Below are 25145 nucleotides of genomic sequence, written 5' to 3' on the forward strand. Positions count from 1 at the left end.
AGCCCCGCATGGACCCGCCGCTCCGCCCCCCAGCCACGGAGGTTCACGCCCGCATGAAGCTCACTGTCGTCGGTTGCTCGGGGTCGTTCCCTTCCACGGAATCGGCCTGTTCGAGCTACCTCTTGGAGGCCGACGGCTTCAGGCTGCTCATCGACATGGGCAACGGCGCCCTTGGCGAGCTGCAGCGCCACTGCGGTCTCTACGACCTCGACGCCGTACTCCTGTCGCATCTGCACGCCGACCACTGCATCGACCTGTGCGGCTATTTCGTCGTCCGCTACTACCGGCCCGACGGCGGCCGGTGCGCGCCGATGCCCGTGTACGGACCGGCCGGCACCGAACGCAGGCTGACCGCCGCGCACGCGGACCTGCCGACCGACCAGGCGATGAGCGAGGTCTTCGACTTCCGCACGCTGACTCCCGGCACGTTCACCGTCGGCCCTTTCACCGTCCGTACGGACCTGGTCAGCCATCCCGTCGAAGCGTTCGGCTTCCGTTTCGAACACGACGGCAAGACGCTGACGTACTCCGGGGACACCGGGGTCTGCGACGCCCTGGACGGCCTCGCCGAGGACACCGACTTCTTCCTGTGCGAGGCGTCCTTCACGCACGGCAAGGAGGACATCCCGGACCTCCACCTCAACGGCCGCGAGGCGGGCGCGCACGCCGCGCGCGCCCGCGCGGGGCGACTGGTCCTGACCCACATCCCGCCGTGGACCGATCCGGGCATCAACCTGCGCGACGCGCAGGAAGTCTTCGACGGCCCGGTGGAGGTCGCCAAGGCGGGCGCGGTGTACGAGATCTGAGGCGGGGGCGGGTCCGGTGTACGGGAGCTGAGGCGGGGCGGGCCCGGCGTACGAGATCTGAGCCGGGGGCGGGCCCGGCTCCGGCTGCCCGGTCCGGATCCACGTACGTACGTCATACGCAGCGGGCCCCCGCGACCACATGGTCGCGGGGGCCCGCTGCGTACCGGGGGCGTGCGGCCGGGGCCTACTTGCCCTCGACCTTCTGCATCTCGGCGATCTCCTCGTCGGACTCGCGGCCCGGTGTCTTGAGGTTGAACTTGATGATCGCGAACCGGAAGATCACGTAGTACAGGGCGGCGAAGCACAGGCCGACCACGGCCAGCATCAGCGGCTTGGTCGCGATGCCCAGGTTCAGCAGGTAGTCGATCGCGCCGGCCGAGAAGCCGAAGCCGTCCTTCATGCCCAGCGCCCAGGTCAGCGCCATCGACACACCGGTCAGTACGGCGTGGACCGCGTACAGCAGCGGCGCGATGAACATGAACGTGAACTCGATCGGCTCGGTCACACCGGTGACGAAGGCGGTGAGCGCGAGCGAGAACATCATGCCGCCGACGACCTTGCGGCGCTCGGGGCGGGCGCAGTGCACGATCGCCAGGCACGCGGCGGGCAGCGCGAACATCATGATCGGGAAGAAGCCGGTCATGAACTGGCCGGCGCTCGGGTCGCCCTGGAGGAAGCGGGCGATGTCGCCGTGCTTGCCCTCGAAGTCACCGGCCTGGAACCAGGGGAAGGAGTTCAGCAGGTGGTGCATGCCGACCGCGATCAGACCGCGGTTGGCGACACCGAAGATGCCCGCGCCGACCGCGCCGGAGCCGACCAGCCACTCGCCGAAGTTGTGCAGACCGGCGCCGAGGACGGGCCAGATGTAACCGAAGACGATGCCGATGATCAGGCCCGCGAAGGACGACAGGATCGGCACCAGGCGGCGGCCGCTGAAGAAGCCCAGCCAGTCCGGCAGCTTCTTGCGGCTGTAGCGCTGGTAGAGCAGGGCGACCACGATGCCCATCACCACGCCGCCGAGCACCTTCGCGTCGGCGGGCGCGGCCTGCTCGACGATCTTTCCGTCCACCACCGCGGCGATCTTCGGGAGGCTGTCGTCCCCGAACGTCGCCAGCACCTTGCTGAAGACCAGGTAGCCGACGACGGCGGCCAGGCCGGTCGAGCCGTCCGCCTTCTTGGCGAAGCCGATGGCGATACCGACGGCGAACAGCAGCGGCATGTTGTCCAGGAGCGCGCCACCGCCGGCCGCCATGAACTCCGCGATCTTGTTCAGGAACGCGGGGAACGAATCCCGGCCGAGCATGTCGTCCTGGCCGAGCCGGACCATGAGCGCCGCGGCGGGCAACGTCGCGATCGGCAGCATGAGGCTGCGGCCGATGCGCTGGGCGACGGCCATGACGCCGGGGCCGCGGCGCTTCTTGTCGGGAGCCGCCGTAGCGGTGGCCGAACTCATCGGATTCCTCCAGGTGAGGCGGGCTCTCGGAGAAAGGGGACGGCCCGCCGGCTTGGTCTACACCACTCAGTGGTTTAGACCATTCTTAGCATGTCGCCCACACATAAAGGAATCCGTTGTTCCCCAACGTTTAGATCACATGCCGAGCGGCCTACAAGAGCCGCGGCCCGAAGGGCCGACCGGCCCGGGCCGGTCGGCGGGAGGCCGGTCGGTGCGGCGTCCCGGGTGCAGGCACCGCGCCCGTACCCGTACCCGTCTGCGGCTTCGCGCTACTTCGTGTTCTCCTTCGTCAGTTCCTCCTCCACTTCCTCCGGCTCGCGGCCCGGAGTGTGCAGGTCGAACTTGGTGATCACGAAGCGGAACAGCACGTAATAGACGACCGCGAAACATACCCCGATCGGAATGATCATCCACGGTTTGGTCGCCAGCCCCCAATTGATCACATAGTCGATCAGGCCGGCCGAGAAACTGAAACCGTCCTTCACGCCCAGCGCCCAGCTCACCGCCATCGACACCCCCGTCAGTACGGCGTGGATCGCGTACAGCAGAGGCGCGACGAACAGGAACGAATACTCGATCGGCTCGGTCACGCCCGTGACGAAGGAGGTCAGGCCGACCGACAGCATCAGGCCGCCGATCTCCTTGCGGCGGTGCGGCTTGGCGCAGTGCGTGATCGCCAGCGCCGCGGCCGGCAGCGCGAACATCATGATCGGGAAGAAGCCCGTGGTGAACTGCCCGGCCGTCGGATCACCCGCCAGGAACCGGTTGATGTCACCGTGCACGGACGTACCGTCCGGCTTGGTGAAGTCACCGAACTGGAACCACATGAACGTATTCAGGAACTGGTGCATCCCGATCACCAGCAGCGCCCGGTTGGCGACACCGAAGATGCCCGAACCGGTGGCCCCCAGATCCGTCAGCCACTTGCTGAAGCTGGTCAGCGCGTCACCGATCGGCGGCCAGACCCACAGGCACAGCGCCGCGAAGGCCAGCCCGACGAACGCCATGATGATCGGCACCAGCCGGCGCCCGTTGAAGAAGCCCAGCCAGTCCACCAGCTTCACGCGGTGGTAGCGCTGCCAGATCCACGCGGCGCAGAACCCCGTCACGATGCCGCCGAAGACCCCGGGATTCTGGAAGTCCGCCGGAGTGGCCTTGCCGCTCCCGTCGACGCACACCCCGCCCCACTGCCCGGCCGTGGCGTACGCGGAACCCGCCGCGCAGTCCTGCGGGAACTGGTGCAGCACCGAGTAGTAGACGAGGAAACCGACCACCGCGGCCAGCGCCGTCGAGCCGTCCGCCTTCTTCGCCATCCCGATCGCCACACCGACGCAGAACAGCAGCGGCAGACCGAGCGAGGAGTCCAGCAGCGCGCCGCCCGCACCCGCGAACACCTTCGCCACGCTGTCCCAGCCCAGACCGTCCGCGCCGAAGACGTCCGGCTGGCCCAGACGATTGAGGATGCCCGCGGCAGGAAGTACGGCGATGGGGAGCTGGAGGCTGCGCCCCATCTTCTGCAGGCCCTGGAAGAGGCCCGCCGACCGCTTCTTCGCGCCGGTCCGCTTTCCGGCCGCTGCCGCGTTCGAGCTCATCTGCGTCCTCCCGGCCGCCGACCCGTCGCGGGCCGGCTCGGTACGTGCCGCATACTGATGGTGTAGACCACTTGTGGTGCGTTTCGGACCCCCGGAAAAGCGCTGCCGGGTGGTCGCCATCATTCGCCAGAGCGCGGGCGCGCGCCCGGGTAGCTGGGCTGAACGTGCGTTACCGTGTGATCACCGTGCGGCACCGACCGCCGGTGGCCGAGACAAGCAGGAGTGGACATGGCCAGCAAGGCTGAGAAGATCGTCGCCGGGCTCGGCGGCCTCGACAACATCGAAGAGGTCGAGGGCTGCATCACCCGCCTGCGCACCGAGGTCGCCGACGCTTCCCTCGTCGACGAGGCCGCGCTGAAGGCCGCCGGCGCACACGGCGTCGTGAAGATGGGCAACGCCATCCAGGTCGTCATCGGCACCGACGCGGACCCGATCGCCGCCGAGATCGAAGACATGATGTGAGCAGCTGACCGCTCACCGTCCGGGCCCCGGCCGCCCGCCGCACCAGGCGACGGACCGGGGCTCCGACATGTGTACGTACGCGTACGCCACGGAGCCGCGCGACGCGGCCCCCGGGCCCCGGCCGACCCGGGAACGGGACCCCGGCCGCCCCTGCTCCGGACCCTGCCCGATCCGGGAACGGGACCCCGTCCGATCCTGGAACGGACCCCGTCCGATCCGGAACGGGCCCCTCTGCCGAGCCGATAGGGTCGGGGCCATGTCTCGAATCGACGGCCGCACCCCCGACCAGCTCCGCCCCGTCACCATGGAACGCGGCTGGAGCAAGCACGCCGAAGGCTCCGTACTGATCTCCTTCGGCGACACCAAGGTCTTCTGCACCGCCTCCCTCACCGAAGGCGTCCCGCGCTGGCGCAAGGGCAGCGGCGAGGGCTGGGTCACCGCCGAGTACTCGATGCTGCCGCGCTCCACCAACACCCGCGGCGACCGCGAATCCGTCCGCGGCAAGATCGGCGGCCGTACCCACGAGATCTCCCGCCTGATCGGCCGCTCGCTGCGCGCCGTCATCGACTTCAAGGCTCTCGGCGAGAACACCGTCGTCCTGGACTGCGACGTCCTCCAGGCCGACGGCGGCACCCGCACCGCCGCCATCACCGGCGCCTACGTCGCCCTGGCCGACGCCATCGCCTGGGCGCAGGCCAAGAAGAGCATCAAGGCCGGCCGCCAGCCGCTCATCGGCACCGTCTCCGCCGTCAGCGTCGGCATCGTCGGCGGCGTACCGATGCTCGACGTCTGCTACGAGGAGGACGTGCGCGCCGAGACCGACATGAACGTCGTCTGCACCGGCGACGGCCGCTTCGTCGAGGTCCAGGGCACCGCCGAGGCCGAACCCTTCGCCCGCGAAGAGCTCAACGCGCTCCTCGACCTGGCCGTCGGCGGCTGCGCGACCCTGGACGCCGCCCAGCGCGAGGCCCTCGCCCGCACGCTGTGACGTGAACCGTGCGCCCCACGGGCGCCGCACGAGCCGCTTGATGCGCGTACGAGCCCTTTGTGGCCCGTACGAGCCCCTTGCAGCTGTACGACGCTTGCCGCCGTACGAGCCGCTTGACGCGCCGGCCCCCGCAACGGCGGGCCGGCGCGCCGCCCACCGCCTCGCGGAGCCCGCCCTGTGACCTTTCCCTCGTGGGATCTGCGTCTCTAGGCATACGGCGAACAGCCGCGCACCGTGGGACGCATGTCCACTTCCGCTGCCACGGCTGCCGCAGCCGACGCCCCCGCCACCGCGTCCCGGGCCCGCACCGGCGGGCCCAAGGACGACCGCAACCTGCTGGAACACCTCGTCGGCTGGACCCTCGTCGTCGTCCTGGCCATGCTCTTCACCCAGACCGGCCTCATGTGACATGCGGGGCGCCCGCCCCTGTGACGCTCGGGGCACCCGCCCCCGCACGCGCCTGTGACACGCGGGGCGCCCGCCCCGCACCGCCCCGGCCTTCCCGGCCCCGGCCCTCCCGGCCCCGGCAACCAAAGCCCGCCCGACGGCGTTCTCCCTAGTACCGGTGCACCGCCCGTGCACGGCACGCCCAGGGGAGGACCGTTCCATGGCACGACGCCGTACCGCAGGCCGCCGTACCGCACTTCGCCGTACCGCAGGCCGCAGCACCGCAGGCCGCCGTCCGGTGGCCACCACCGCGGCCGTCCTCGCGGCGACCGCCCTGGCCGTACCCCTCCTCGCCGCCTGCGGAGCGGTCGAGACGGCGGTCGGCTGCGCCAAGGTCGCCACGACCTTCGCCAACGACCTGTCCTCCCTCCAGCAGGACTTGAGCAACGCCGCCGACAGCCCCCAGGACGCCGAACGCGCCATCGACCGCCTCAACAAGGACCTCGGCAAGATCCAGAAGGCGACGGACGACCCCGATGTCCAAAAGGCGCTCAGCGGCCTCACCGACGCCCTGGACAAGGCCGACGACGCCGTACGCGACGGCAAGTCCCCCGACCTCACCGCACTGCGGGACGCGGCCGGCGCCCTCACCAAGAGCTGCGCCACAGGATGAGCGGACCTGCCGTCGCCCTGGATAATCGGGCCACATGAACCGCCTGATTCTCGCCACCCGCAACGCCGGCAAAGTCACCGAACTCCGCGCCATCCTGGCCGCCGCCGACCTCGACGTCGAACTGGTCGGCGCCGACGCCTACCCGGACGTCCCCGACGTCAAGGAAACCGGCGTCACCTTCGCCGAGAACGCCCTCCTGAAGGCCCACGCCCTCGCCCAGGCCACCGGCCACCCGGCCGTCGCCGACGACTCCGGCCTGTGCGTCGACGTCCTCGGCGGCGCACCCGGCATCTTCTCCGCCCGCTGGGCCGGCCGGCACGGCGACGACGCGGCCAACCTCGACCTGCTCCTCGCCCAGCTCTCCGACATCGCCGACGGCCACCGCGCGGCCCACTTCGCGTGCGCCGCGGCCCTCGCCCTGCCCGACGGCACCGAACGCGTCGTCGAGGGCCGTCTCGAAGGCACCCTGCGCCACACCCCCGCCGGCACCGGCGGCTTCGGCTACGACCCGATCCTGGCCCCCCTCGGCGACACCCGCACCTGCGCCGAACTGACCGCCGACGAGAAGAACGCCATCAGCCACCGCGGCAAGGCGTTCCGGGAGCTGGTACCGGTGGTTCGGGAACTGCTGGGCTGAGGCCGCGGACACCCCGCACGACGAAGGCCCGGCCCCGTACGAAACGGGACCGGGCCTTCGATTCAAAGGCGTGCGGCCGGAGGGACTCGAACCCTCATGGGATTTCTCCCACAGCATCCTAAGTGCTGCGCGTAAACCTGTTCCGCCACGGCCGCATCCACGCCATGGTACTGGTGGCCCGGCCGTGTCTTCCATGGCCTCAGCGGCAGGAAACTGATCGAGCTCCACCTCGGCACCATGTTCGGGTTGCCGCGTGGCAGTTGGGACACAGCAGGCGGAGGTTCCCGGGACGGTCGTCGCTCCAGTCCCCGTTGATGTGATCCACTTCGAGTGTCATGGGTTTCCCGGTCCACACCGGGCCGGTTCCGCAGGCGGCGCAGCGCTCGGGTACGCCGGTCTGCCGGAGGGCTCGTCGCAGCAGAAGGGTCTTCGTCCGGCGGGCCCCGTCGTGTTTCACCAGGATGCGTTCGGGTGGCTTCATGGGCGTGGGACTCGGTTTCCCACGGCGGTGGGCCTGACCCAGGAAGTGGGATGTGTCGAGACCGTCCTCGGCGATCCACTGGCGCAGGAAGATTCGGGTCCGCGAGTTGTCGGCGCGGCCCAGCTTGCGCAGTACGTCGGAAATCGACTCAGAGGCGGAAACCGCTTCACGGAGCGCGTCCAGTGTCGGGCGGGGGCAGTTTCTCTCGTAGGGGCGCCGGGCTCGGAAGTGCGAGATGTCGATGCCGAACTGCTCGAAGCGGCGACGCAGATACCGGCGTAGGCGGCTGTAGGGCTGGGTGCCGAAGAAGACGATGACCTCGTCGAGGCTGGTGCAGCTCCTGGCCGCTTCCGCCAGCCGTTCCGGTGTGTACTTGGCGGCGCTGCTCATCCCGCCACCTCTGCGGAGCTTGTGGTGGTCGGTCGCCGCCTCTTGTTGCGCCCACGATAGGAGTCCGTCACCGAATGGCAGTTGGGGCAGAGGAGCCGGAGATTCTCCAGGCGATTGTTCCGCCAGTTGCCGTCGATGTGGTCGACCTCCAGCGAGATGGTGCTGCCGCGCCAGTTCGGCCCCGTACCGCACAGCGTGCACTTTTCCGCGATGCCGTGGGACAGCATCGCCGCCTTCAAGCGACTGCTCTGCACCCGGCGGGCGCCGGAGACCGGCATTTCCACCAGCACGCGATCGCCGCAGCGGCGGCGCGAAGCCGGTTTCGTGCGGTTCCTGCCCGTGAAATGTGAGGTGTCGATTCCCAGGGCGCGGATTCGGCGGGTGATGTGCGTGTGATGTCCGCCGACCACTTCGAGGCCGAGATACCGCAACACCTCGCAGAAGTTCGTGGAGGAGGCCACTGCGGGTTCCAGTACTTCTTTGGTCCAGCGGGGGCTCTCGCTTGCGAAGTGCGAGGTGTCGATGTTCAGCAGCCTCATGCGCTCACGGAGGTAACCACGCCGTGAACTCTTCGGATCCACCCCTAATTTGGCCAACGCCTCCGACAACGTATGAGACGAAGCCGCCGCCTCGGCCAAGCGTTCGCGAGTATAGAGACTGCCAGGCATTTTGAACCCCCGTTACGTCCTGCGGCCGTATCCCGGTCATGTGTCGCACCCTCGAACTGCCCAACGCCCCCACCCCCCACCCGGTTACGCCGAACAGCCCAAAAACCCAAAAAAACGACCGCGGCCCCCGCCCGACAGGGCGAGGGCCGCGACGCGGAGTTCGAAGAAGGGTCAGAAGCGCGGGTCCGGGGACTGGGCGGTCACCATTTCCACGGCTTCTTCCTTGGTGGCCACGGCGGGCGGGGAGCCCTCCAGGGGCTGCTGGGCGGTTTCCTTCATGCAGGCGACGGCGATGGCGCCGACCAGGGCCGCGCCCATGGCGTAGTAGGCGGGGATCATGTCGTTGCCGCCGAAGCCGTCCATGAGGGCGGTGATGACCAGCGGGGTGGTGCCGCCGAAGAGGGAGACGGCGAGGTTGTAGCCGATGGACAGGGAGCCGTAGCGGACGCTGGTGGGGAAGAGGGCGGGCAGCGCGGCGGACATGGTGCCCAGGAGGCAGACCAGGGAGAGGCCGAGCATCAGCATGCCGGGGATGATCGCGGCCATGCTGCCCTGCTTGACCAGCAGGAAGGCGGGGGCGGAGAGGAGGAAGAAGCCCAGCATGCCGGTCATGAGCAGCGGCTTGCGGCCGAAGCGGTCGTTGAGCCGGCCGACGGAGCTGATGACGCACATCAGGACGATCATGGTGCCGATGACGATCAGCAGACCGTGCGCCTCGTCGTAGTGGAGGGTGTCGGTCAGGTAGGTCGGCATGTAGGAGAGCAGCATGTAGTGGCAGATGTTGTACGCGCCGACCAGCGCGATGCACAGGATGAGCATCGGCCACTGCTGCGAGAAGATCTCGCCGAGCTTCTTCTTGGGGGCGTTCTCCGAGAGGTGGGAGAAGTCGGTCTCGGTCTCGGTGACGGAGGCGTCGCCGTTGTGGGTCTGGGCCGCCTCCAGCTTCTGGAAGGCGGGGGTCTCGTCGAGCTTCATCCGCAGGTAGAGGCCGACCAGGCCGAGCGGCCCGGCGACCAGGAACGGGATGCGCCAGCCCCAGTCGAGCATGGTCTCGGAGCCGAGCGTGGTGTTGAGGATCAGGACCAGGCCGGCGGCGCCGGTGTAGCCGGCCAGGGTGCCCATTTCCAGGAAGCTGCCGAAGAAGCCGCGCTTCTTGTCGGGCGCGTACTCGGCGATGAAGGTGGAGGCGCCGCCGTACTCGCCGCCGGTGGAGAAGCCCTGGATCATGCGGAAGACGATCAGCAGGATCGGGGCCCACAGGCCGATGCTGGCGTACGACGGGATCAAGCCGATACAGAGGGTGCCCGCAGCCATCATGATCATGGTGAGGGCGAGGATCTTCTTGCGGCCGACGCGGTCGCCGAGGGGCCCGAAGAACGCACCGCCGATGGGCCGTACGAGGAAGGCCACCGCGAAGGTGGCGAAGGAGGACAGCAGGCTGGTGGTGTCGCTGCCCCCGGGGAAGAACACCTTGCCGATGGTGACCGCGAGGTAGCTGTAGATGCCGAAGTCGAACCATTCCATGGCGTTGCCGAGTGCGGCCGCCTTCACGGCGCGTTTGACGACGCGCTCGTCGGTAACCGTGATGTCGGTACGCCGCAGCCGGGGGTTCCGGCGGCGGGCGACGGCCCGGAACAGGTTTCTGTGGCGTTTGAACGCCGCAGGGTCCTGGTCGGTCGTGGGTTCGGCTTCGGTGCTGCCGGTCGGCACGAGTCGAGTCCTCTCGGTCGGTCAGCGCGCTCGATGCGCGGCAGGTGGGTCGCAGCGGTCGTGGGCGTCCTCGTGGCCGGGTCGGCCGTCGGCGGTCGCCGGTGGTCATAAAGGTGGTCGTACGACAGGTGCGCCTGCGCAGTGGAGCGCGACTCAAACCACTCTGACCCCACAAGGCGATGTACGTCACGTTGCGTGCGCCGTCCGGAGCAGCGGTTTCTCCCGGTTTCTGGCTGGATTTCACCGGAGGGCCGACGGTCGCTGTTACAGAACTGGTACCAAGCCGCGTGGTCACCGAAGTGTCCGGGCAATCAGCCTGTGTGGCGGGGAGGGGAGAGTTACGGGTATCGAATCCGCCCTTATGCTCCGAACCGTTCGCTCTGCGGCCACCTCGTGTGTGTGTACCTCGTTTCGCGCGCGCGTGGGACGTTTACCCGTGCGCGCGGCGCGTTCGGCCGCGGTGGCCCGTTCTGCGCCGGCACGGGGCCGCCGCCCCGGAAGGAGAAGTCCATGACCGACCGCGAAGGCTCCCGCCGGTTCAGCGGGCGCACCGCTCTGGCGTCCTTCGCCGCGGTCACCGCGCTGGCGGCCGGCGGTGTGTGGTTCAGCCAGGCGGCGGACCGCGCGTCGGCGGTGGACGCGGCGCCGAAGACGTCGGCGGTGCAGGACGTGAAGGCGTCCGGCAGGGCGACCGGTGGGCTGCCCGGGGTGCGCGACTGCGGCTTCGGCGAGCCGGAGATCAAGCCGCAGGTGATCACGTTGACGTGCGCCGACGCGGGCATGGTGGCGACCGGCATCACATGGGACCGGTACGGCGCGGCGGAGGCCGAGGGCAAGGGCGTGGTGCAGGTGGAGAAGGCCGCCGCGGGGGCGGGCGCGGACGCCGGTTTCCCGGCGACGTTCCGGCTGTACGGGGCGAAGACGGTGGACGGTGCGCGGGCCTTCACGGGGCTGGAGGTGACGTACGAGGGCTCGACGCCGCTCGGTGACTCGACGGAGATGTACAACCTCGCGTGATGGGCATCCGGGGCCGGATCGCGCTGGCCATCTCGTGTGTGACGGTGCTGGCGGTGCTGGTGCTCGGGTTCGCGGTGCATCACATCGCGGACGCGGAGCGGGAGCGTTCGGCGCGTTCCTATCAGGACGACCGGCTCAGTTCGGCGCTGCAGATCTACGAGCGGGACGGCACGCTGGCGCTCGGCGCCCAGCTGGACGACGCGACGCTGCCGGCCCCGCTGCGCGCGGCCGTCTTCGAGGGCAAGTCCGGTACGTATGTGAGTCAGGGCGAGGACCCGCGGGTGTGGGCCGCGACGGGGGTGGGCGGCGGCACCCGCGCGGGTGGTTCCGGGGCGTCGAGTGGTTCCGGGGCGGATGGTCCTGAGGCGTCGGGTGGTTCCGGGGATGACGATTTCGAGGCGGACGATTCCAAGACCGACGGTTCCGGGGCCGGAGGTTCCGGTGGGCAGTCGCGGACGCTGTCGGTGTCGGCGGCGTTCCCGGACAACGATCCGGCCCAGGAGTCGCTGGACCGGGCGCTGCTGATCGCGGGCATCGGCACGGTGGTGCTGATGGCCGGCGTGTCGTGGTTCGTCTCGCAGCGGCTGTCGCGGCGGCTGCGGCACAGTGCGGCGGCGGCGCGCCGGATCGCGGCGGGCGAGCCGCCGGACGCGGACGCGCTGGCGGCGGGCGGCCGGGACGAGGTGGCCGAGCTGGGCCGTTCGGTGCACCACATGGCGGCGTCGCTGGCGGCGCGGGTGGAGGCGGAGCGCAAGTTCACCGCCGATGTGGCGCACGAGCTGCGCACCCCGGTGGCGGGGCTGGTCGCGGCGGCCGAGCTGCTGCCGCACGAGCGGGCCGTCGAGCTGGTGCGGGACCGGGCGCAGACGATGCGCAGCCTGGTCGAGGACCTGCTGGAGGTGTCCCGGCTGGACGCGGGCGTGGAGTCCGCGCAGCTGGACGCGGTGGACCTGCCGTCGCTGGTGCGCGGGATCGTGGGGCGGGCGGAGCGGGCGCGCGGCATCACGGACGTCGAGGTCGTCGTGGCGGGGCCGGCGCGGGTGGTGGAGACCGACCGGCGCCGGGTGGAGCGGGTGCTGGTCAATCTGCTGGCGAACGCGGCCAAGCACGGCAGGCCGCCGGTGGAGGTACGGGTCGAGGGCGCGCGGATCGTCGTGCGCGACCACGGGCCGGGGTATCCGCCGGAGCTGCGCGCGGAGGGGCCGCGCCGGTTCCGTACGGCGGCTCCGGAGCGCGGTACCGGGCACGGCCTGGGGCTGACGATCGCGGCCGGGCAGGCGCAGGTGCTGGGGGGCCGGCTGCTGTTCGGTACGGCCGAGGGCGGCGGGGCCGAGGCGGTGCTGGAGCTGCCGGGGCCGCTGGAGCCGGGAGAGGCGGAGCGGGTGCCGGTGGTGGACCGGGGCGCGGTGACGGCCTCGTAGGGCGGATCGCGGATCGCGGATCGCAGACCGCGGACCGCGGATCGCGGACCGGGGTGGCGGGCCCGGTGGCGTCGTAGGGCGGCCGGTCCGGTGACGGCCGGTCCGGTGACGGCCGGGGCGGATGAGAGCCGGGACGGTTCCGGTGACGGCCGGGAGCGGATCCGGCGGGCCCCGAAGCACCGGGCCCACCGGATCCGCCTCTCCGTCGCCCGTCAGGCCCGGTTCACAGCCCCAGATCCTTGATGATCTTGGCGACGTGGCCGGTGGCCTTCACGTTGTACAGGGCGCGCTCGACCTTGCCCTCCTCGTCCACGATCACCGTGGAGCGGATGACGCCGGTCACGACCTTGCCGTACAGCTTCTTCTCGCCGTAGGCGCCGTACGCCTCCAGGACCTGCTTGTCGGGGTCGCCCAGCAGGGTGACCGACAGTTCCTCCTTGTCGCGGAACTTCGCCAGCTTCTCGGGCTTGTCGGGGGAGATACCGATGACGTCGTAGCCGTGGCCGGCCAGGAAGTCGAGGTTGTCGGTGAAGTCGCAGGCCTGCTTGGTGCAGCCGGGGGTCAGCGCGGCCGGGTAGAAGTAGACGATGACCTTGCGGCCCTGGTGGTCGGCGAGGGAGACCTGCTTGCCGTCCGCGTCGGGGAGGGTGAAGGCGGGGGCGGTGTCGCCGGGCTGCAGTCGCTCGCTCATGGCTCTCCTTGGGGCGTGGGTGGGCAGCACGCGTGGAACACGTACGGGGGTGGGTGCGCGAGCGGGTCGCGCCCCTGTTTGCGCTACGCACCGAGATTACTGAGCCGCCCGAAAAGGGGGTGCTGTGGGGCGCCGGGGCGGTGGTGCTGACAGACTGTGCGCACGGATACGGATCGAGACGACCGGAGGCAGCGCGGTGTCGGAAGCCAGGACCCCTGCGCAGATCGAGAAGGACATCGTCAGCAGGCGGCAGGAGCTTGCCGTGACGCTGGACGAGATCGGTGTGCGGCTGCACCCGAAGACGATCATGGGGGACGCGAAGGCGAAGACGGCGGCGGCCGTGGACCGCACGGCCGGGCGGGCGTACGTGGCCGCCAATCGCGCGGTCTCGGACATCCGCGCCCAGCTGGTGGCGGAGGACGGCGCGCCCCGTCTGGAGCGGGTGGTACCGCTGGCGATGATCGGAGTGGCCGTCGTCGGGCTCCTGGTCGTGGGCTCCCGCCGCCGGCGTTAGCAGCGCGGGCACAGCCATAGCGGGCACAGTCAGCGCGGGCACAGCCAGGGCGGACGCGGCCCGCCCGCGCGGCCGGGTACGGTCGTGCCGTGAGCCCGAATAACGCCAAGGACACCCACGACAAGCTGCCCATCCGGATGCTGCACGACCGGGTGCTGGTCCGTACCGACATCGCCGAGGGCGAGCGCCGTTCCACCGGTGGCATCGTCATCCCGGCGACCGCCGCGGTCGGCCGCCGCCTGGCCTGGGCCGAGGTGGTCGCGGTGGGGCAGAACGTACGGACCGTGGAGCCCGGCGACCGGGTGCTGTACGACCCGGAGGACCGGGCCGAGGTCGAGGTGCGGGGTGTCGCGTACGTGCTCATGCGCGAGCGGGATCTGCACGCGGTGGCGGCGGAGCGCCTGGAGGGCTCCGAGGACGCGACGGGCCTGTACCTGTAGACGACGGCCCACGGGGCGGTACGTGCAAACGCCACGAGGCGGTACCTGTGGCGCCACGAGGCGGTACCCGTAGCGGTATGCGGTACGGCCGCATGGAGACGACAGCGGGCGGTGACCAGCGTCACCGCCCGTTTTGCGTGCCTTTTGCTAGGGTCGGAAGCAACCCGACGAGACGCGCCGTACCGGGTCACGACAAGACGACGCACCCCTGTAGAAGTTCGCTTTCCACGGAGGTGCCGTCATGGCATGGATCCTGCTCGCCGTCGCCGGTCTGCTCGAGGTCGGCTGGTCGATCGGCATGAAGTTCACCGACGGTTTCACCCGGCTGTGGCCCAGTGTCTTCACCGGCGCGGGCATCGTCGCCAGCATGATGCTGCTCTCGTACGCCGCCCGGACGCTGCCGATCGGTACCGCGTACGGCGTCTGGGTCGGCATCGGCGCGGCCGGCGCGGCGGTCGTCGGCATGCTGGTGCTCGGTGAGCCCGCCACCGCCGCGCGGATCTTCTTCATCTGCCTGCTGCTGGTGGCGGTCGTCGGACTGAAGATGACGTCCGGCCACTGACGCCGGGCGCGGGGCACCGGGCGCCGAGCATGGGATGCCGCGCCCCGGGCCCCGGGCCCCGCGGGCCGAGGGCCCCTCACTCACGCCCCCGGAAAGTTCTCCCACCCGCCGTAGCCCCCGTCGTACCCGCCGCCCCCCATCCCGCCGCTGCTCCCGCCCCGGCCCCCGCCGATGCCGCCGTCGACGCCCCCGGTGGGGGGCTCCACGGTGGGCCAGTCCTCGGTGGGGCCGGTGGTCGGCGCCTCGGTCGGGAACGTCGGGAAGCTGGGGCCGGGGGCCGTGGTCGGCCCGCTGGACGGCGGGGAGCCGGTCGGGCCGGTGGGCGGCGCGGAGTCGGTCGGCGGCGCGGCGCTGGTGCTCGGTGGCCCGCTGGGCGTGGCCGGCGCCTCGCTGGGCGTCTGGCTCGCGCCCTCCTCCAGGTCCAGGTCGAAGTCCTTGACCGGCTTGCCCTCCAGGGCCGCCGCCGTGTAGTCCGCCCAGATCTCGGCGGGGAAGCCGCCGCCGTTGATGCGGGCCAGGCCCGCGGCGCCGTACAGCGGCTTCTGTGCGCCGGTTTCCGGGTCCTGGCCGAGGACGCCGACGACGGTGGCGAGTTCGGGGGTGTAGCCCGCGAACCAGGCGGCCTTGTCCTCCTCCGCGGTGCCGGTCTTGCCTGCCGCGGGCCGTCCGGCGGCGCGGGCCGCGGCGCCGGTGCCGCCGGGGCTGTCGATGACGCTGCGCAGGATCGAGGTGGTGGTGTCGGCGGCGTTGCGGGGCACCGCGGTCTTCGCGCCGCGCTCCGGCAGTTCGACGCTCTCGCCGCCCTTGGTGGCCTTGCCGACGAGGCTGTACGCGTGCTGCCTGCCGTGGTTGGCGAGGGTCGCGTACACCTGCGCCATGTCCAGCACGCTGGGGGTGGCGGTGCCGAGCGCGATGGCGCCCTGGGCGTTGCCGAGGCCGGGGGTGTCCTCGGGGACGCCGAGGTCGATGGCGGTGGCCTTGACCTTCTGCGGGCCGACGTCGACACCCATCTGGGCGTACACGGCGTTGACGGACTTGTCGGTGGCGGTGGAGACGCTGATCGGGCCGTAGGAGCGGCCGTCCTCGTTCTCGGGGGCGAAGCCGGTGCGGCGGCCGTTGCTCATCGTCATGCGTTTGTTGGTGCCGTCGTAGACCGTGTTCGGGGTGATCTTGTTGCCGTCCTGGGTGACGGCGTTGTTGGCGACGGCGGACGCGAAGACGATCGGCTTGAAGATCGAGCCGACCTGGTAGTCGCGGCGGGTGGCGCTGTTGACGTACTGCTTGGCGTAGTCGATGCCGCCGTACATGGCGACGACGTCGCCGGTGGCGGGGTCGATGGAGACGCCGCCGGCCCGTACGTAGCGGTCGGTCGTCGAGCTGCCGAGCCGCTGTGTCAGCCGGTCGTCGACGGCTTCGGCCAGGGCGTCCTGGCGCTTCTTGTCGATGGTGGTGGTGACGCGGTAGCCGCCCGTCGCCAGCGTCTGGTCATCGATGATCTTGTTGTTGGTCAGATAGTCCTTGATCGCTTCGACGAGGTAGCCGCGCTGTCCGGACAGGCCGGTGGGCGGCTTGGTCTTGCCGGGCGTGGGGAACTTCAGCGTGGCCCGTTCGGACGCGCTGATCCACTTCTTCTTGACCATGCCGTCCAGGACGTAGTTCCAGCGGTCCAGGGCGCGCTGCCGGTTCTCGGGGTGGGTGGCGACGTCGTACGCGCTGGGGGCGTTGAGCAGGGTGGCGAGGTAGGCGCCCTCGGCGGTGCTGAGCTGGTCGGAGTTCTTGCTGTAGTACGCCTGGGCCGCGGCCTGGATGCCGTACGCGTTGCGGCCGTAGTAGCTGGTGTTGAGGTAGCCCTCCAGGATCTCGGACTTGCTGCGCTCGCGGTCCAGCTTGATCGCGATGAAGAACTCCTTGGCCTTGCGGGTGATGGTCTGTTCCTGGCCGAGGTAGTAGTTCTTCACGTACTGCTGGGTGATGGTGGAGCCGGACTGCTTGCCCTTGCCGGTGACGGTGTTCCACGCGGCGCGGAGCATGGCGACGGGGTCGACGGCGGACTCGGAGTAGAAGTCGCGGTCCTCGGCGGCCAGGACGGCTTCCTGGGTGGTCTTCGGCACCTGGCTCAGCGCGACGTTCTCACGGTTGACCTTGCCGTCGCGGGCGATCTGGCTGCCGTCCGCGTACAGGTAGACATTGCTCTGCGCCTGGGCCGACTGGTTGGCGGCGGGGATCGGGACGAGCATGTACCCGGCGACGAGGCCGCCCGCGACCAGCAGCAGGATGAGCAGCAGGCCGCCCACGACCATCCGCCAGGTGGGGATGACACGCCGCCAGCCGGTGCGCTTCGGGCGGGCCTTGCCGCCCTTGCCGCCCTTTCCGGCTTCGGCGCCGTCCGCCGGGGCTTCCGGCCGGTCGTCCCCGCCGGCGGCCGAGGGCAATGCGGAGCGTGCGGCCCACCTCGGAACGCGGGGGCCGGCCTTGCCGTCCTGCTGCGGATCGTCGCTCATGTCTGTATGGACTCCTCGGCCGCCGCCGAGGGTTGTACCGCGGCGGATCGGTGACGTGTCGGGCGATTCGCGTCCAAAGCCGGAAAAGGAACTGTCGCCCGATACGAAACTCTCGCATCATGCCCGTCGTTCACGAGGGGCGGCGCGCACCTGTGACCGCTCCGTGACCGGCCGAATGGGGCGTAAGTCTCACTGGAACGGGTGAATAAATGCGTGGCCGGGCCCCCGCGCGGCGGGCTAGGCTCCTCTGCTCCGCGCCGTCCTGGCGCACCGTCAGGTACGGGAGGCGCCCTACGTGTTGTACGCAGCCGTCGCGGCCGGCAGCTTCCGGCGCTATGCCACCTACCGTATCGCCACCGTCTCCGGCGTCTTCACCAACACCGTCTTCGGCTTCATCCTCGCCTACACCTACACCGCCCTGTGGACCGAGCGTCCCCACCTGGGCGGCTACGACCTGCCGCAGGCGCTGACCTTCGTGTGGACGGGCCAGGCGCTGCTGGCGGCCACCGGCCTGCTCATCGGCGGTGGCCTGGACGAGCTGCAGGAACGCATCCGCAGCGGGGACGTCGCCGTCGACCTGCACCGGCCCGCCGACCTGCAGATGTGGTGGCTGGCCGCGGACCTCGGGCGGGCCGCCTTCCAGCTGCTCGGCCGGGGCCTGGTGCCGATGGCGGTGGGCACGCTGGTCTTTCCCTCGGCGCTGCCCGCCTCCCCGGTGACGTGGCTGCTGTTCCTGGTGTCGGTGGCGCTGGGCGTGGTGGTCGGCTTCGCGCTGCGCTACCTCGTGGCGCTGACCTCCTTCTGGCTGCTGGACGGCGCGGGCGTGGGGATGGTCGCCGGGCTGATGTGCATGTTCTTCTCCGGGATGGTGCTGCCGCTGAACGTCTTTCCCGGCGGGTTCGGCGAGACCGTACGGCTGCTGCCGTGGTCCTCGATGCTCCAGGTGCCTGCCGACGTGCTGCTCGGCGTGCACGACGGGGTGGGCGTGGCGCGGGCGCTGGCCTTCCAGGCCGGGTGGGCGGCGGCGCTGCTGGCGACGGGGCGGCTGGTGCAGTCCGTGGCGACGCGGAAGGTCGTGGTGCAGGGTGGCTGACGGGCGGGTACGGGCCGGGGAGGGCCCGCGGCCGGGTAAGGGCCTGCGGGCGGGTATGGGCACGCGGCCGGGTGAGGGGCTGCGGGCGTACGGGCTGATCGTGGCGATGTGGGTACGCTCCACGCTCGCCTACCGGACGTCCTTCCTGCTGACGGCGCTCGGCAACTTCGCCGCCACCGGCCTGGACTTCCTCGCCATTTTGCTGATGTTCTCGCACGTCACGGCCCTCGGCGGGTTCTCGCTGCCGGAGGTGGCGTTCCTGTACGGCACGTCCGGCGCGGCGCTGGGCCTGGCGGACCTGGTGCTGGGCAGCATGGACCGGCTCGGGGCCCGGGTCAGGGACGGCACGATGGACGTCCTGCTGGTCCGGCCCGTGCCGGTCTTCGCGCAGGTCGCCGCGGACCGTTTCGCGCTGCGCCGGCTCGGCCGGATCCTGCAGGCGGCGCTGGTGCTGGGCTGGTCGCTGCCCCGCCTGGACGTGGACTGGACGTTCGGCAAGGTGCTGCTGCTGCCGCTGATGCTGCTGTGCGGGGCGGTGATCTTCGGGGCGGTCTTCACGATCGGGGCCGCGTTCCAGTTCGTCGCGCAGGACGCCGCGGAGGTGCAGAACTCCTTCACGTACGGCGGGACGACGATGCTTCAATATCCGCCCACCGTCTTCGCCAAGGACCTGGTGCGCGGCGTCACCTTCGTCGTACCGCTCGCCTTCGTCAACTGGCTGCCCGCGCTGCGCCTGCTGGGCCGTGACGATCCGCTCGGCCTGCCGGGCTGGGTGGACTTCCTGGGGCCCGCGGTGGCGGCCGCGATGTGCGTACTGGCGTGGCTGGCTTGGCGGGCGGGCCTGCGCAACTATCGGAGCACGGGGAGCTGAGGGACGGTATGCGGAGCAGTACGGGGGACGCGGTGCGGGGCCTGGAGCAGGACGAGGGACGGCCGGTGGCACGCGGCGAGGAGCGGCGGGCGCACGGCCCCGCGCAGTCCAGCGAGGAGCGGCGGGAGCACGGCCCCGGGCAGTCCGGCGGGGAGCCCGGTTTCATCGAGCTGGACGGCGTCGAGAAGGTCTTCCACGTACGGCGCAAGGCGGGGCGGCTGCGGCGGGTGCGCGAGGAGGTGCGGGCCGTCGACGGCATCAGTTTCCGGGTGCCGCGCGGCGCGATGGTCGGCTACATCGGCCCGAACGGCGCGGGGAAGTCCACCACCGTCAAGATGCTCACCGGCATCCTGGTGCCCAGCGGCGGACGGCTGCGGGTGGCGGGCATCGACCCGGCGCGCGAACGCACCCGCCTCGCGCGCCGCGTCGGGGTGGTCTTCGGGCAGCGCACGACGCTGTGGTGGGACCTGCCGCTGAAGGACTCCTACGAGCTGGTGCGGCGGATGTACCGGATTCCGGACGCCGCCTACCGGCGGAACCTGGAGCGCTGCGTCGAACTGCTCGACCTCGGACCGCTGTTGCCGGTCCCGGTACGGCAGCTCTCGCTCGGTCAGCGGATGCGCGGCGACATCGCGGCGTCCCTGCTGCACGACCCGGAGGTGCTCTACCTCGACGAGCCGACGATCGGTCTGGACGTCATCAGCAAGGCGAAGGTCCGCGGGTTCCTGCGCGAGGTGAACGCGGAGCGGGGCACCACCGTCCTGCTGACCACCCACGACCTCACCGACATCGAGCAGTTGTGCCGCCGGGTGATGGTCATCGACCACGGGCGGCTGGTGTACGACGGCGGCCTGGACGGGCTGCACGCGGCGGGGCGCAGCGAACGGACGCTGGTGGTGGACCTGGAACGGGAGCTGCCGCCGATCGAGGGCGTGCCCGGTGCCCGTACGGTCCGGGTCGAAGGGCCGCGGCAGTGGCTGGCGTTCCCGGCGGCGCAGAGCGCGGCGCCGGTCGTCTCGGCGGTGGCGGAGCGCTATCCGCTGGTGGACCTGTCGGTGCGGGAGCCGGACATCGAGGACGTCATCTCCCGGATGTACGCGGACAGTACGGCACGGTGAAGCGGTGAATGCCGGTGTCCGGCCCAGGCATTAATCTGTCCGTATGACTGACGAACTCCCGGACCTGCGCGCCTCGGACGCCGACCGCGACCGTGTCGCCGGAATCCTGCGCGACGCCCTCGCCGAGGGGCGGCTGGCGATGGAGGAGTTCGACGAGCGGCTGACCGCGACGTACCAGGCGCGGACGGTCGGCGCGCTGCGGCCGCTGGTCGCGGACCTGCCGCAGACGCACGACGGCGGCGCGCCGGGCACCCGGGCCGCCGGGTCCGGGGCGCCCGGCTGGCGCGAGCGGATCGGCGGTGAGCCGTCCTCCCGCGGTGCCTTCGCCTTCTGGAGCGGCTTCGTGCGCAAGGGGCGGTGGACCGCGCCGCGGATCTTCACCGCCGGGGTGTTCCAGGCGGGCGGCCAGATAGACCTGCGGGACGCGAACTTCGAGGCCGAGGAGATCACGGTGCGCTGCTTCGCGCTCATGGGCGGCATCGAGGTGGTGGTGCCGCCGGGTGTCGAGGTGCAGGTGACGGGCTGGGGCTTCATGGGCGGCTTCGAGCCCGACGACAGTGAGCCGGGGGAGCCGGGCGCGCCGCGTGTGAAGATCACCGGGTTCGCGATGATGGGCGGCGTCGGCTTCCGGCGCAAGGTCTCCAAGCTGGAGAAGCAGCGGATCAAGCTGGAGCGCGAGCGGCGCGCGGAGTCGGCGCTTCCGGGGGAGCCGGGCGGGCGCGGGATGACGGAGCGGCGGCGCAAGGAGCTGGGCTGACGGAGCGGCGGCGCGAGGAGCCGGGCCGAGCGGCGGCACAAGATCCGGGCCGAGCGGAAGCGCAAGGAGCCGGGTCGGCGGCCCCCGCCTCACGGCGCCGTCGGCACCTGTCCCTTGAGCTGCCGCAGGTCGACCGCGTCGGCCATCGCCCGGTAGCCCTCGTCGCTCGGGTGCAGATGGTCGCCGGAGTCGTAGGCGGGCCGCATCCGCAGCGGGTCGTGCGGGTCGCGCAGTGCCGTGTCGAAGTCCACGTACCCGCCGAAGACCTGCCCGGCGCGGATCTTCGCGTTGAGCGCTTCCCGTACGGCGTCGAGTTCGGGCCGGTAGCCGCGGTGGCCGCCGAAGGGGGTGAGCGTGCTGCCGATGACGCGCACGCCGCGCGCCTGCGCCCGGCGCACGATCTCCCGCATCCCGTCCGCCAGCTGCTCCGGGTCGAGCCGGCGCGGTGACTTGAACAGGTCGTTGAGGCCGATCTCGACGACCGCCGACTTCACCCCCGCGCGGGACAGCACGTCGCGCTCCAGCCGGGACAGCACGCTCGGCCCGTTGTTGGGGGACCAGCGGCTGCCGTCGGTGAGCAGGCGGTTGCCGCTGATGCCCTGGTTGAGGACGCCGTAGCGGGGCGCGCCGGGCTCGGTGCGCAGCCGTCCGGCGAGGAAGTCCGTCCAGCGGTGGTTGGCGCCCGGGGTGGAGGTGATGCCGTCGGTGATCGAGTCGCCGATGGCGACCACCGCGCCGTCGGTGCGGGGGCCGCGGACGTCCACGCCGGTCAGGTAGCGCCAGTACGGGCTCTCCTCGGTGTAGGAGGCGCCGGTGGTGTCCTCGGACCGGTCGCCGCGCGCCAGGTAGGAGTTCTGCCGGGCGTACGGGTGGTAGGTGGCGGGTCCGGACGGGGACGGCGAGTAGGTGGTGACGAGGAGGTCGGCGGCGGGCGGCACGGTCAGCCGGACCGGGTCGCTGGTGACCGCGCCGCCCGCCGGGACGGTCACGGCGGGCCGCCCGGAGAAGGTCAGCCGCCGCATGGTGCCGGGGGTGGCCGCCGGGTCGCCCGGTGCGTGGGCGCGGGCGAGGGAGGCGTGGCTGACGGGCAGCGGGCGGGTGCCGTAGAGGTTGGAGAGCTGGATGCGGGCGCTGGTGCCGCCGATGCTGGTGTGGACCACGTTGCGTATGGACATGCCCGCGTAGCCGTCGAGGGTGCCGGGCTCGGCGGCGGTCGCGGCGGCCGACCACGTACCGGCCCAGCGCTGCGCCGCGGGGGCACGGCCGCCGCCTGCGGAGTCCTGGGTGCCGTCGCCGCCGGAGCTGAGCAGCACCGCGGCGACGACCAGCGCCACCAGCGCCGCCAGAGCGGCGAGCACGGGGCGGCCCACGTGTGCGGACATGCGGACACAGCCTCCTGGGGCAGGCGGAGCGGCGTGCTCCGGGCGGGCACGGGGCAGCGTGTGATCAGCGGCGCCATTGCGGTCCGATCGGCCCCTTCATGCTGCCACGCGCGCCCGCCGGTCCGCCCGGCACCCTGGAGGCCGGGCGGGCGGGGAACTCGTGGTTCGTTGTCGGAGTAGGACACAGTTGGACGCACGGCCGGCATGAAGCAGGGCATATGCCTGTACGTACGGTGCTGACGGGTTCGAGCGGGTGGAGCGGATGGAACGGACGAAGACGGACGTGGTTCCCGGGGCGGATACGGCCGCCGCAGCGGGCGGGACACCGCCGGGCGACGCGCACGCGGGCACGGGCCGGATCCGCGGCCCGGTACCGCCCGGCGGCTTCCCGTACAGCCCCGCCGACGAGGAGAAGCGGCGCGGCGTACGGCGGATGAAGACCCTGGCGACCTGTCTGCTGCTCGGAGTGGCCCTGGTCTACGCCCTCGCCACCTGGGCGAAGGCCGCCGGGGCGGGCGGCTGGGCGGGCTATGTGGCGGCGGCGGCCGAGGCCGGCATGGTCGGCGCGCTGGCCGACTGGTTCGCGGTCACCGCCCTGTTCAAGCGCCCGCTGGGCCTGCCCATCCCGCACACCGCGATCATCCCGTCGAAGAAGGACCAGCTCGGGGTGAGCCTCGGCGACTTCGTCGGCGAGAACTTCCTGTCCGGCGAGGTCGTACGGCAGCGGCTGCGCAAGGTCGGCATCGGCCGCCGCCTGGGCGCCTGGCTCGCCGAACCGAAGAACGCCGACCGGGTGACGGCGGAGCTGTCCACCGCGCTGCGCGGCGCCCTGACGGTGCTGCGCGACTCCGACGTGCAGGCGGTGGTGGGCGAGGCGATCACCCGCCGCGCCGACGCGCAGGAGGTGGCGCCGGGCCTCGGCACGATGCTGGAGAAGGTCGTCGCGGACGGCGGGCACCGGCGGGTCGTGGACCTGGTCTGCGTACGGGCCCACGACTGGCTGACCGAGCACAGCGACTCGGTCATGACGGCGGTCTCCGGCGGTGCGCCCGGCTGGACGCCGCGCTTCGTGGACCGCAAGGTCGGCGAGCGGGTCTACAAGGAGCTGCTGCGGTTCGTCACCGAGATGCGGGACATGCCCGAGCATCCGGCACGCGGCGCGGTGGACCGTTTCCTCAAGGACTTCGCGAGTGATCTGCAGTCCGACACCGACACCCGGGAGCGGGTGGAGCGCCTGAAGTCGGAGGTGCTGGGGCGCGGTGAGGTGCAGGACCTGATCGCCTCGGCGTGGGGCTCCGTACGCACCATGATCGTGGCGGCGGCGGAGGACGAGACCAGTGAGCTGCGGCTGCGCACCCGGGCGGCGCTGCTGTCGCTGGGGAAGCGGATGGCCGGTGACGGGCGGCTGCAGGGCAAGGTCGACGGCTGGCTGGAGGGCGCCGCGGTCTACGTCGTGACGACCTACCGGAACGAGATCACCTCGCTGATCACCGACACCGTCGCGAGCTGGGACGCCGACCACACCTCGAAGAAGATCGAGGCGCACATCGGGCGCGACCTCCAGTTCATCCGGATCAACGGCACGGTCGTCGGCGCGCTCGCCGGACTGTGCATCTACACGGTGTCGCGGCTGCTCGGGGGGTAGGCCGCTGGGGGCGCTCCCGCCTATGGAAGTCTCCCGCCCCAGGCTCTACCGTGCACCGCGTGCGCGAGCGGATACCGGTGGTGGTGCAGGGGCAGCGGCGGCGGCCGCGCGCTGTACGGGTGCTGTGGGCGGGCGCGGAGCTGGCGGTGACGTTCGGTGTGCTCGTGCTGCTGCTGGTCGTACACCAGCTGTACTGGACCAACCGGCAGGCGCAGGCGAGCGCGCGCGAGCAGGTGGCGCGGCTGGAGCGGCAGTGGGAGACGCAGCACCCGCCGCCCGCCGGACCGCCCTCCGCCGGACCGTCGCCCGGCCCCGCCGACCCCTCCGGCCCCTCTGACCCCTCCGACTCCACGGCGTCCGAGCGGCAGGGCGCCCGTACGCGGCAGGAGTTCCGCAGCACCCTGGAGCAGGCCGCGCCGCCGCGCCCGCGCCGGGACGCCGCGTACGCGGTCCTGCGTATCCCGCGCCTCGGCCTGACCGTCCCCGTCGCCGAGGGCACCGGCAGGTCCGCCGTCCTGAACAAGGGCTTCGCGGGCCACTACGCGCACACCGCGCAACCCGGCGAGCAGGGCAACTTCGCGCTCGCCGGGCACCGCAACACGCACGGCGAACCGTTCCGCTTCCTGAACCGGCTGCGGCCCGGTGACACGGTGGAGGTGGTGACCGCGGCCGTCCGCTACACGTACGCGGTGGACCGGACCCTGCCGCGCACCACCCCCTCCGACGGCACCGTCACCGCCCCCGTCCCGTACAGCTCCGCCCATCCGTCCCTGCGCTACACCGAGCCGGCCGCCTACCTGACGCTGACGACCTGCACGCCGGAGTACTCCTCGGCGTACCGGCTGGTGGTGTGGGGCCGTCTGACGGGCGCGGCTCCCCGATAGGC

General features: G+C 71.3%; 25 protein-coding genes, 1 tRNA gene and 1 riboswitch. Of the genes, 17 read left to right on the plus strand and 9 right to left on the minus strand.

The features are described 5' to 3' along the window. The first annotated feature begins 53 nt into the window (after positions 1-53). Positions 54-806, plus strand: coding sequence for an MBL fold metallo-hydrolase (locus A6A06_RS12060; RefSeq protein ID WP_073761223.1), 753 nt, complete (start codon positions 54-56; stop codon positions 804-806). A 184-nt stretch (positions 807-990) separates the two neighbouring features. Here the strand turns inward: A6A06_RS12060 and A6A06_RS12065 are convergent, their stop codons facing one another. Continuing rightward, positions 991-2259 (minus strand): PTS transporter subunit EIIC, encoded by a 1269-nt coding sequence (locus tag A6A06_RS12065; protein ID WP_073761224.1) that lies wholly within the window; start codon positions 2257-2259, stop codon positions 991-993. Between the two features lie 269 nt (positions 2260-2528). Then, complete coding sequence (locus A6A06_RS12070) at positions 2529-3851, minus strand: PTS transporter subunit EIIC (protein WP_073761225.1); 1323 nt, start codon at positions 3849-3851, stop codon at positions 2529-2531. Positions 3852-4079: 228 nt separating this feature from the next. Here A6A06_RS12070 and A6A06_RS12075 point away from each other — a divergent pair, with 228 nt between their 5' ends. The 5 genes from A6A06_RS12075 (at position 4080) to rdgB (ending at position 6998) form a co-directional block, all read left to right on the plus strand. Further along, positions 4080-4313, plus strand: coding sequence for a glucose PTS transporter subunit EIIB (locus A6A06_RS12075; RefSeq protein ID WP_073761226.1), 234 nt, complete (start codon positions 4080-4082; stop codon positions 4311-4313). 256 nt (positions 4314-4569) lie between these two features. Continuing rightward, positions 4570-5301, plus strand: a complete 732-nt coding sequence (gene rph, locus A6A06_RS12080) for a ribonuclease PH (protein ID WP_073761227.1) — start codon at positions 4570-4572, stop codon at positions 5299-5301. Positions 5302-5544: 243 nt separating this feature from the next. Continuing rightward, positions 5545-5709, plus strand: coding sequence for an SCO1431 family membrane protein (locus A6A06_RS41615; RefSeq protein ID WP_199930842.1), 165 nt, complete (start codon positions 5545-5547; stop codon positions 5707-5709). Positions 5710-5908: 199 nt separating this feature from the next. Beyond that, a complete protein-coding gene (locus A6A06_RS12085; protein WP_199930843.1) occupies positions 5909-6361 on the plus strand; it encodes a hypothetical protein in 453 nt (150 codons plus the stop codon). Positions 6362-6395: 34 nt separating this feature from the next. After that, positions 6396-6998 carry an RdgB/HAM1 family non-canonical purine NTP pyrophosphatase gene (rdgB, locus tag A6A06_RS12090; protein WP_073761229.1) on the plus strand — a complete coding sequence of 201 codons (603 nt, stop codon included), beginning with the start codon at positions 6396-6398 and terminating at the stop codon, positions 6996-6998. A 71-nt stretch (positions 6999-7069) separates the two neighbouring features. On the opposite strand, the gene A6A06_RS12095 is transcribed toward rdgB, so the two are convergent. The 4 genes from A6A06_RS12095 to A6A06_RS12110 all read right to left on the minus strand — a co-directional run bounded on the left by A6A06_RS12095 (position 7070) and on the right by A6A06_RS12110 (position 10247). After that, a tRNA-Leu gene (locus tag A6A06_RS12095) sits at positions 7070-7153 on the minus strand. A 44-nt stretch (positions 7154-7197) separates the two neighbouring features. Then, positions 7198-7869: an HNH endonuclease signature motif containing protein gene (locus A6A06_RS12100; protein ID WP_073761230.1), complete on the minus strand. Its 672-nt coding sequence runs from the start codon at positions 7867-7869 to the stop codon at positions 7198-7200. Next, a complete protein-coding gene (locus A6A06_RS12105) occupies positions 7866-8537 on the minus strand; it encodes an HNH endonuclease signature motif containing protein (RefSeq protein ID WP_073761231.1) in 672 nt (223 codons plus the stop codon). The genes A6A06_RS12100 and A6A06_RS12105 overlap by 4 nt, the downstream gene beginning before the upstream one ends. A gap of 171 nt (positions 8538-8708) precedes the next feature. After that, a complete protein-coding gene (locus A6A06_RS12110; protein ID WP_073761232.1) occupies positions 8709-10247 on the minus strand; it encodes an MFS transporter in 1539 nt (512 codons plus the stop codon). A gap of 510 nt (positions 10248-10757) precedes the next feature. Between A6A06_RS12110 and A6A06_RS12115 the strand changes: the two genes are divergently transcribed. Continuing rightward, entirely contained in the window at positions 10758-11264 is a 507-nt protein-coding gene (locus A6A06_RS12115; RefSeq protein ID WP_073761233.1) for a hypothetical protein, read from the plus strand. Further along, complete coding sequence (locus tag A6A06_RS12120) at positions 11264-12685, plus strand: sensor histidine kinase (RefSeq protein WP_073761234.1); 1422 nt, start codon at positions 11264-11266, stop codon at positions 12683-12685. The genes A6A06_RS12115 and A6A06_RS12120 overlap by 1 nt, the downstream gene beginning before the upstream one ends. Positions 12686-12908: 223 nt before the next feature. Here A6A06_RS12120 and bcp read toward each other — a convergent pair whose 3' ends face one another. Beyond that, complete coding sequence (bcp, locus tag A6A06_RS12125; RefSeq protein WP_073761235.1) at positions 12909-13376, minus strand: thioredoxin-dependent thiol peroxidase; 468 nt, start codon at positions 13374-13376, stop codon at positions 12909-12911. 196 nt (positions 13377-13572) lie between these two features. On the opposite strand from bcp, the gene A6A06_RS12130 reads away from it, so the two are divergent. From A6A06_RS12130 to A6A06_RS12140, 3 genes are all read left to right on the plus strand, one after another. Next, positions 13573-13890: a DUF3618 domain-containing protein gene (locus A6A06_RS12130; RefSeq protein ID WP_073761236.1), complete on the plus strand. Its 318-nt coding sequence runs from the start codon at positions 13573-13575 to the stop codon at positions 13888-13890. A gap of 137 nt (positions 13891-14027) precedes the next feature. Next, on the plus strand, positions 14028-14330 hold the full coding sequence (locus A6A06_RS12135; protein WP_199930907.1) for a GroES family chaperonin: 303 nt from the start codon (positions 14028-14030) through the stop codon (positions 14328-14330). 141 nt (positions 14331-14471) lie between these two features. Then, a riboswitch (guanidine-III (ykkC-III) riboswitch) is annotated at positions 14472-14537 on the plus strand. Positions 14538-14571: 34 nt separating this feature from the next. Next, a complete protein-coding gene (locus tag A6A06_RS12140) occupies positions 14572-14892 on the plus strand; it encodes a DMT family transporter (RefSeq protein ID WP_073761238.1) in 321 nt (106 codons plus the stop codon). 80 nt (positions 14893-14972) lie between these two features. Here A6A06_RS12140 and A6A06_RS12145 read toward each other — a convergent pair whose 3' ends face one another. After that, positions 14973-17393, minus strand: coding sequence for a transglycosylase domain-containing protein (locus A6A06_RS12145; RefSeq protein WP_073761239.1), 2421 nt, complete (start codon positions 17391-17393; stop codon positions 14973-14975). Positions 17394-17688: 295 nt separating this feature from the next. Between A6A06_RS12145 and A6A06_RS12150 the strand changes: the two genes are divergently transcribed. From A6A06_RS12150 to A6A06_RS12165, 4 genes are read left to right on the plus strand one after another with little or no spacing between them, the layout of a single operon-like run. Next, positions 17689-18486 (plus strand): ABC transporter permease, encoded by a 798-nt coding sequence (locus A6A06_RS12150; protein ID WP_073761240.1) that lies wholly within the window; start codon positions 17689-17691, stop codon positions 18484-18486. A gap of 55 nt (positions 18487-18541) precedes the next feature. Then, positions 18542-19357, plus strand: a complete 816-nt coding sequence (locus tag A6A06_RS12155) for an ABC transporter permease (protein WP_073761241.1) — start codon at positions 18542-18544, stop codon at positions 19355-19357. 8 nt (positions 19358-19365) lie between these two features. Further along, positions 19366-20475: an ABC transporter ATP-binding protein gene (locus A6A06_RS12160; RefSeq protein WP_242440698.1), complete on the plus strand. Its 1110-nt coding sequence runs from the start codon at positions 19366-19368 to the stop codon at positions 20473-20475. A gap of 43 nt (positions 20476-20518) precedes the next feature. Next, on the plus strand, positions 20519-21232 hold the full coding sequence (locus A6A06_RS12165) for a DUF1707 SHOCT-like domain-containing protein (RefSeq protein ID WP_073761242.1): 714 nt from the start codon (positions 20519-20521) through the stop codon (positions 21230-21232). An 89-nt stretch (positions 21233-21321) separates the two neighbouring features. On the opposite strand, the gene A6A06_RS12170 is transcribed toward A6A06_RS12165, so the two are convergent. After that, positions 21322-22614 carry an SGNH/GDSL hydrolase family protein gene (locus tag A6A06_RS12170; protein WP_073761243.1) on the minus strand — a complete coding sequence of 431 codons (1293 nt, stop codon included), beginning with the start codon at positions 22612-22614 and terminating at the stop codon, positions 21322-21324. A 262-nt stretch (positions 22615-22876) separates the two neighbouring features. On the opposite strand from A6A06_RS12170, the gene A6A06_RS12175 reads away from it, so the two are divergent. Both A6A06_RS12175 and A6A06_RS12180 read left to right on the plus strand, forming a co-directional pair. Further along, positions 22877-24259 (plus strand): DUF445 domain-containing protein, encoded by a 1383-nt coding sequence (locus A6A06_RS12175; RefSeq protein ID WP_073761244.1) that lies wholly within the window; start codon positions 22877-22879, stop codon positions 24257-24259. A gap of 59 nt (positions 24260-24318) precedes the next feature. After that, positions 24319-25143, plus strand: coding sequence for a class E sortase (locus tag A6A06_RS12180; RefSeq protein WP_073761245.1), 825 nt, complete (start codon positions 24319-24321; stop codon positions 25141-25143). Positions 25144-25145 lie beyond the last annotated feature (2 nt).

It is taken from the genome of Streptomyces sp. CB02923, from assembly GCF_001905005.1.
GTDB lineage: Bacteria > Actinomycetota > Actinomycetes > Streptomycetales > Streptomycetaceae > Streptomyces.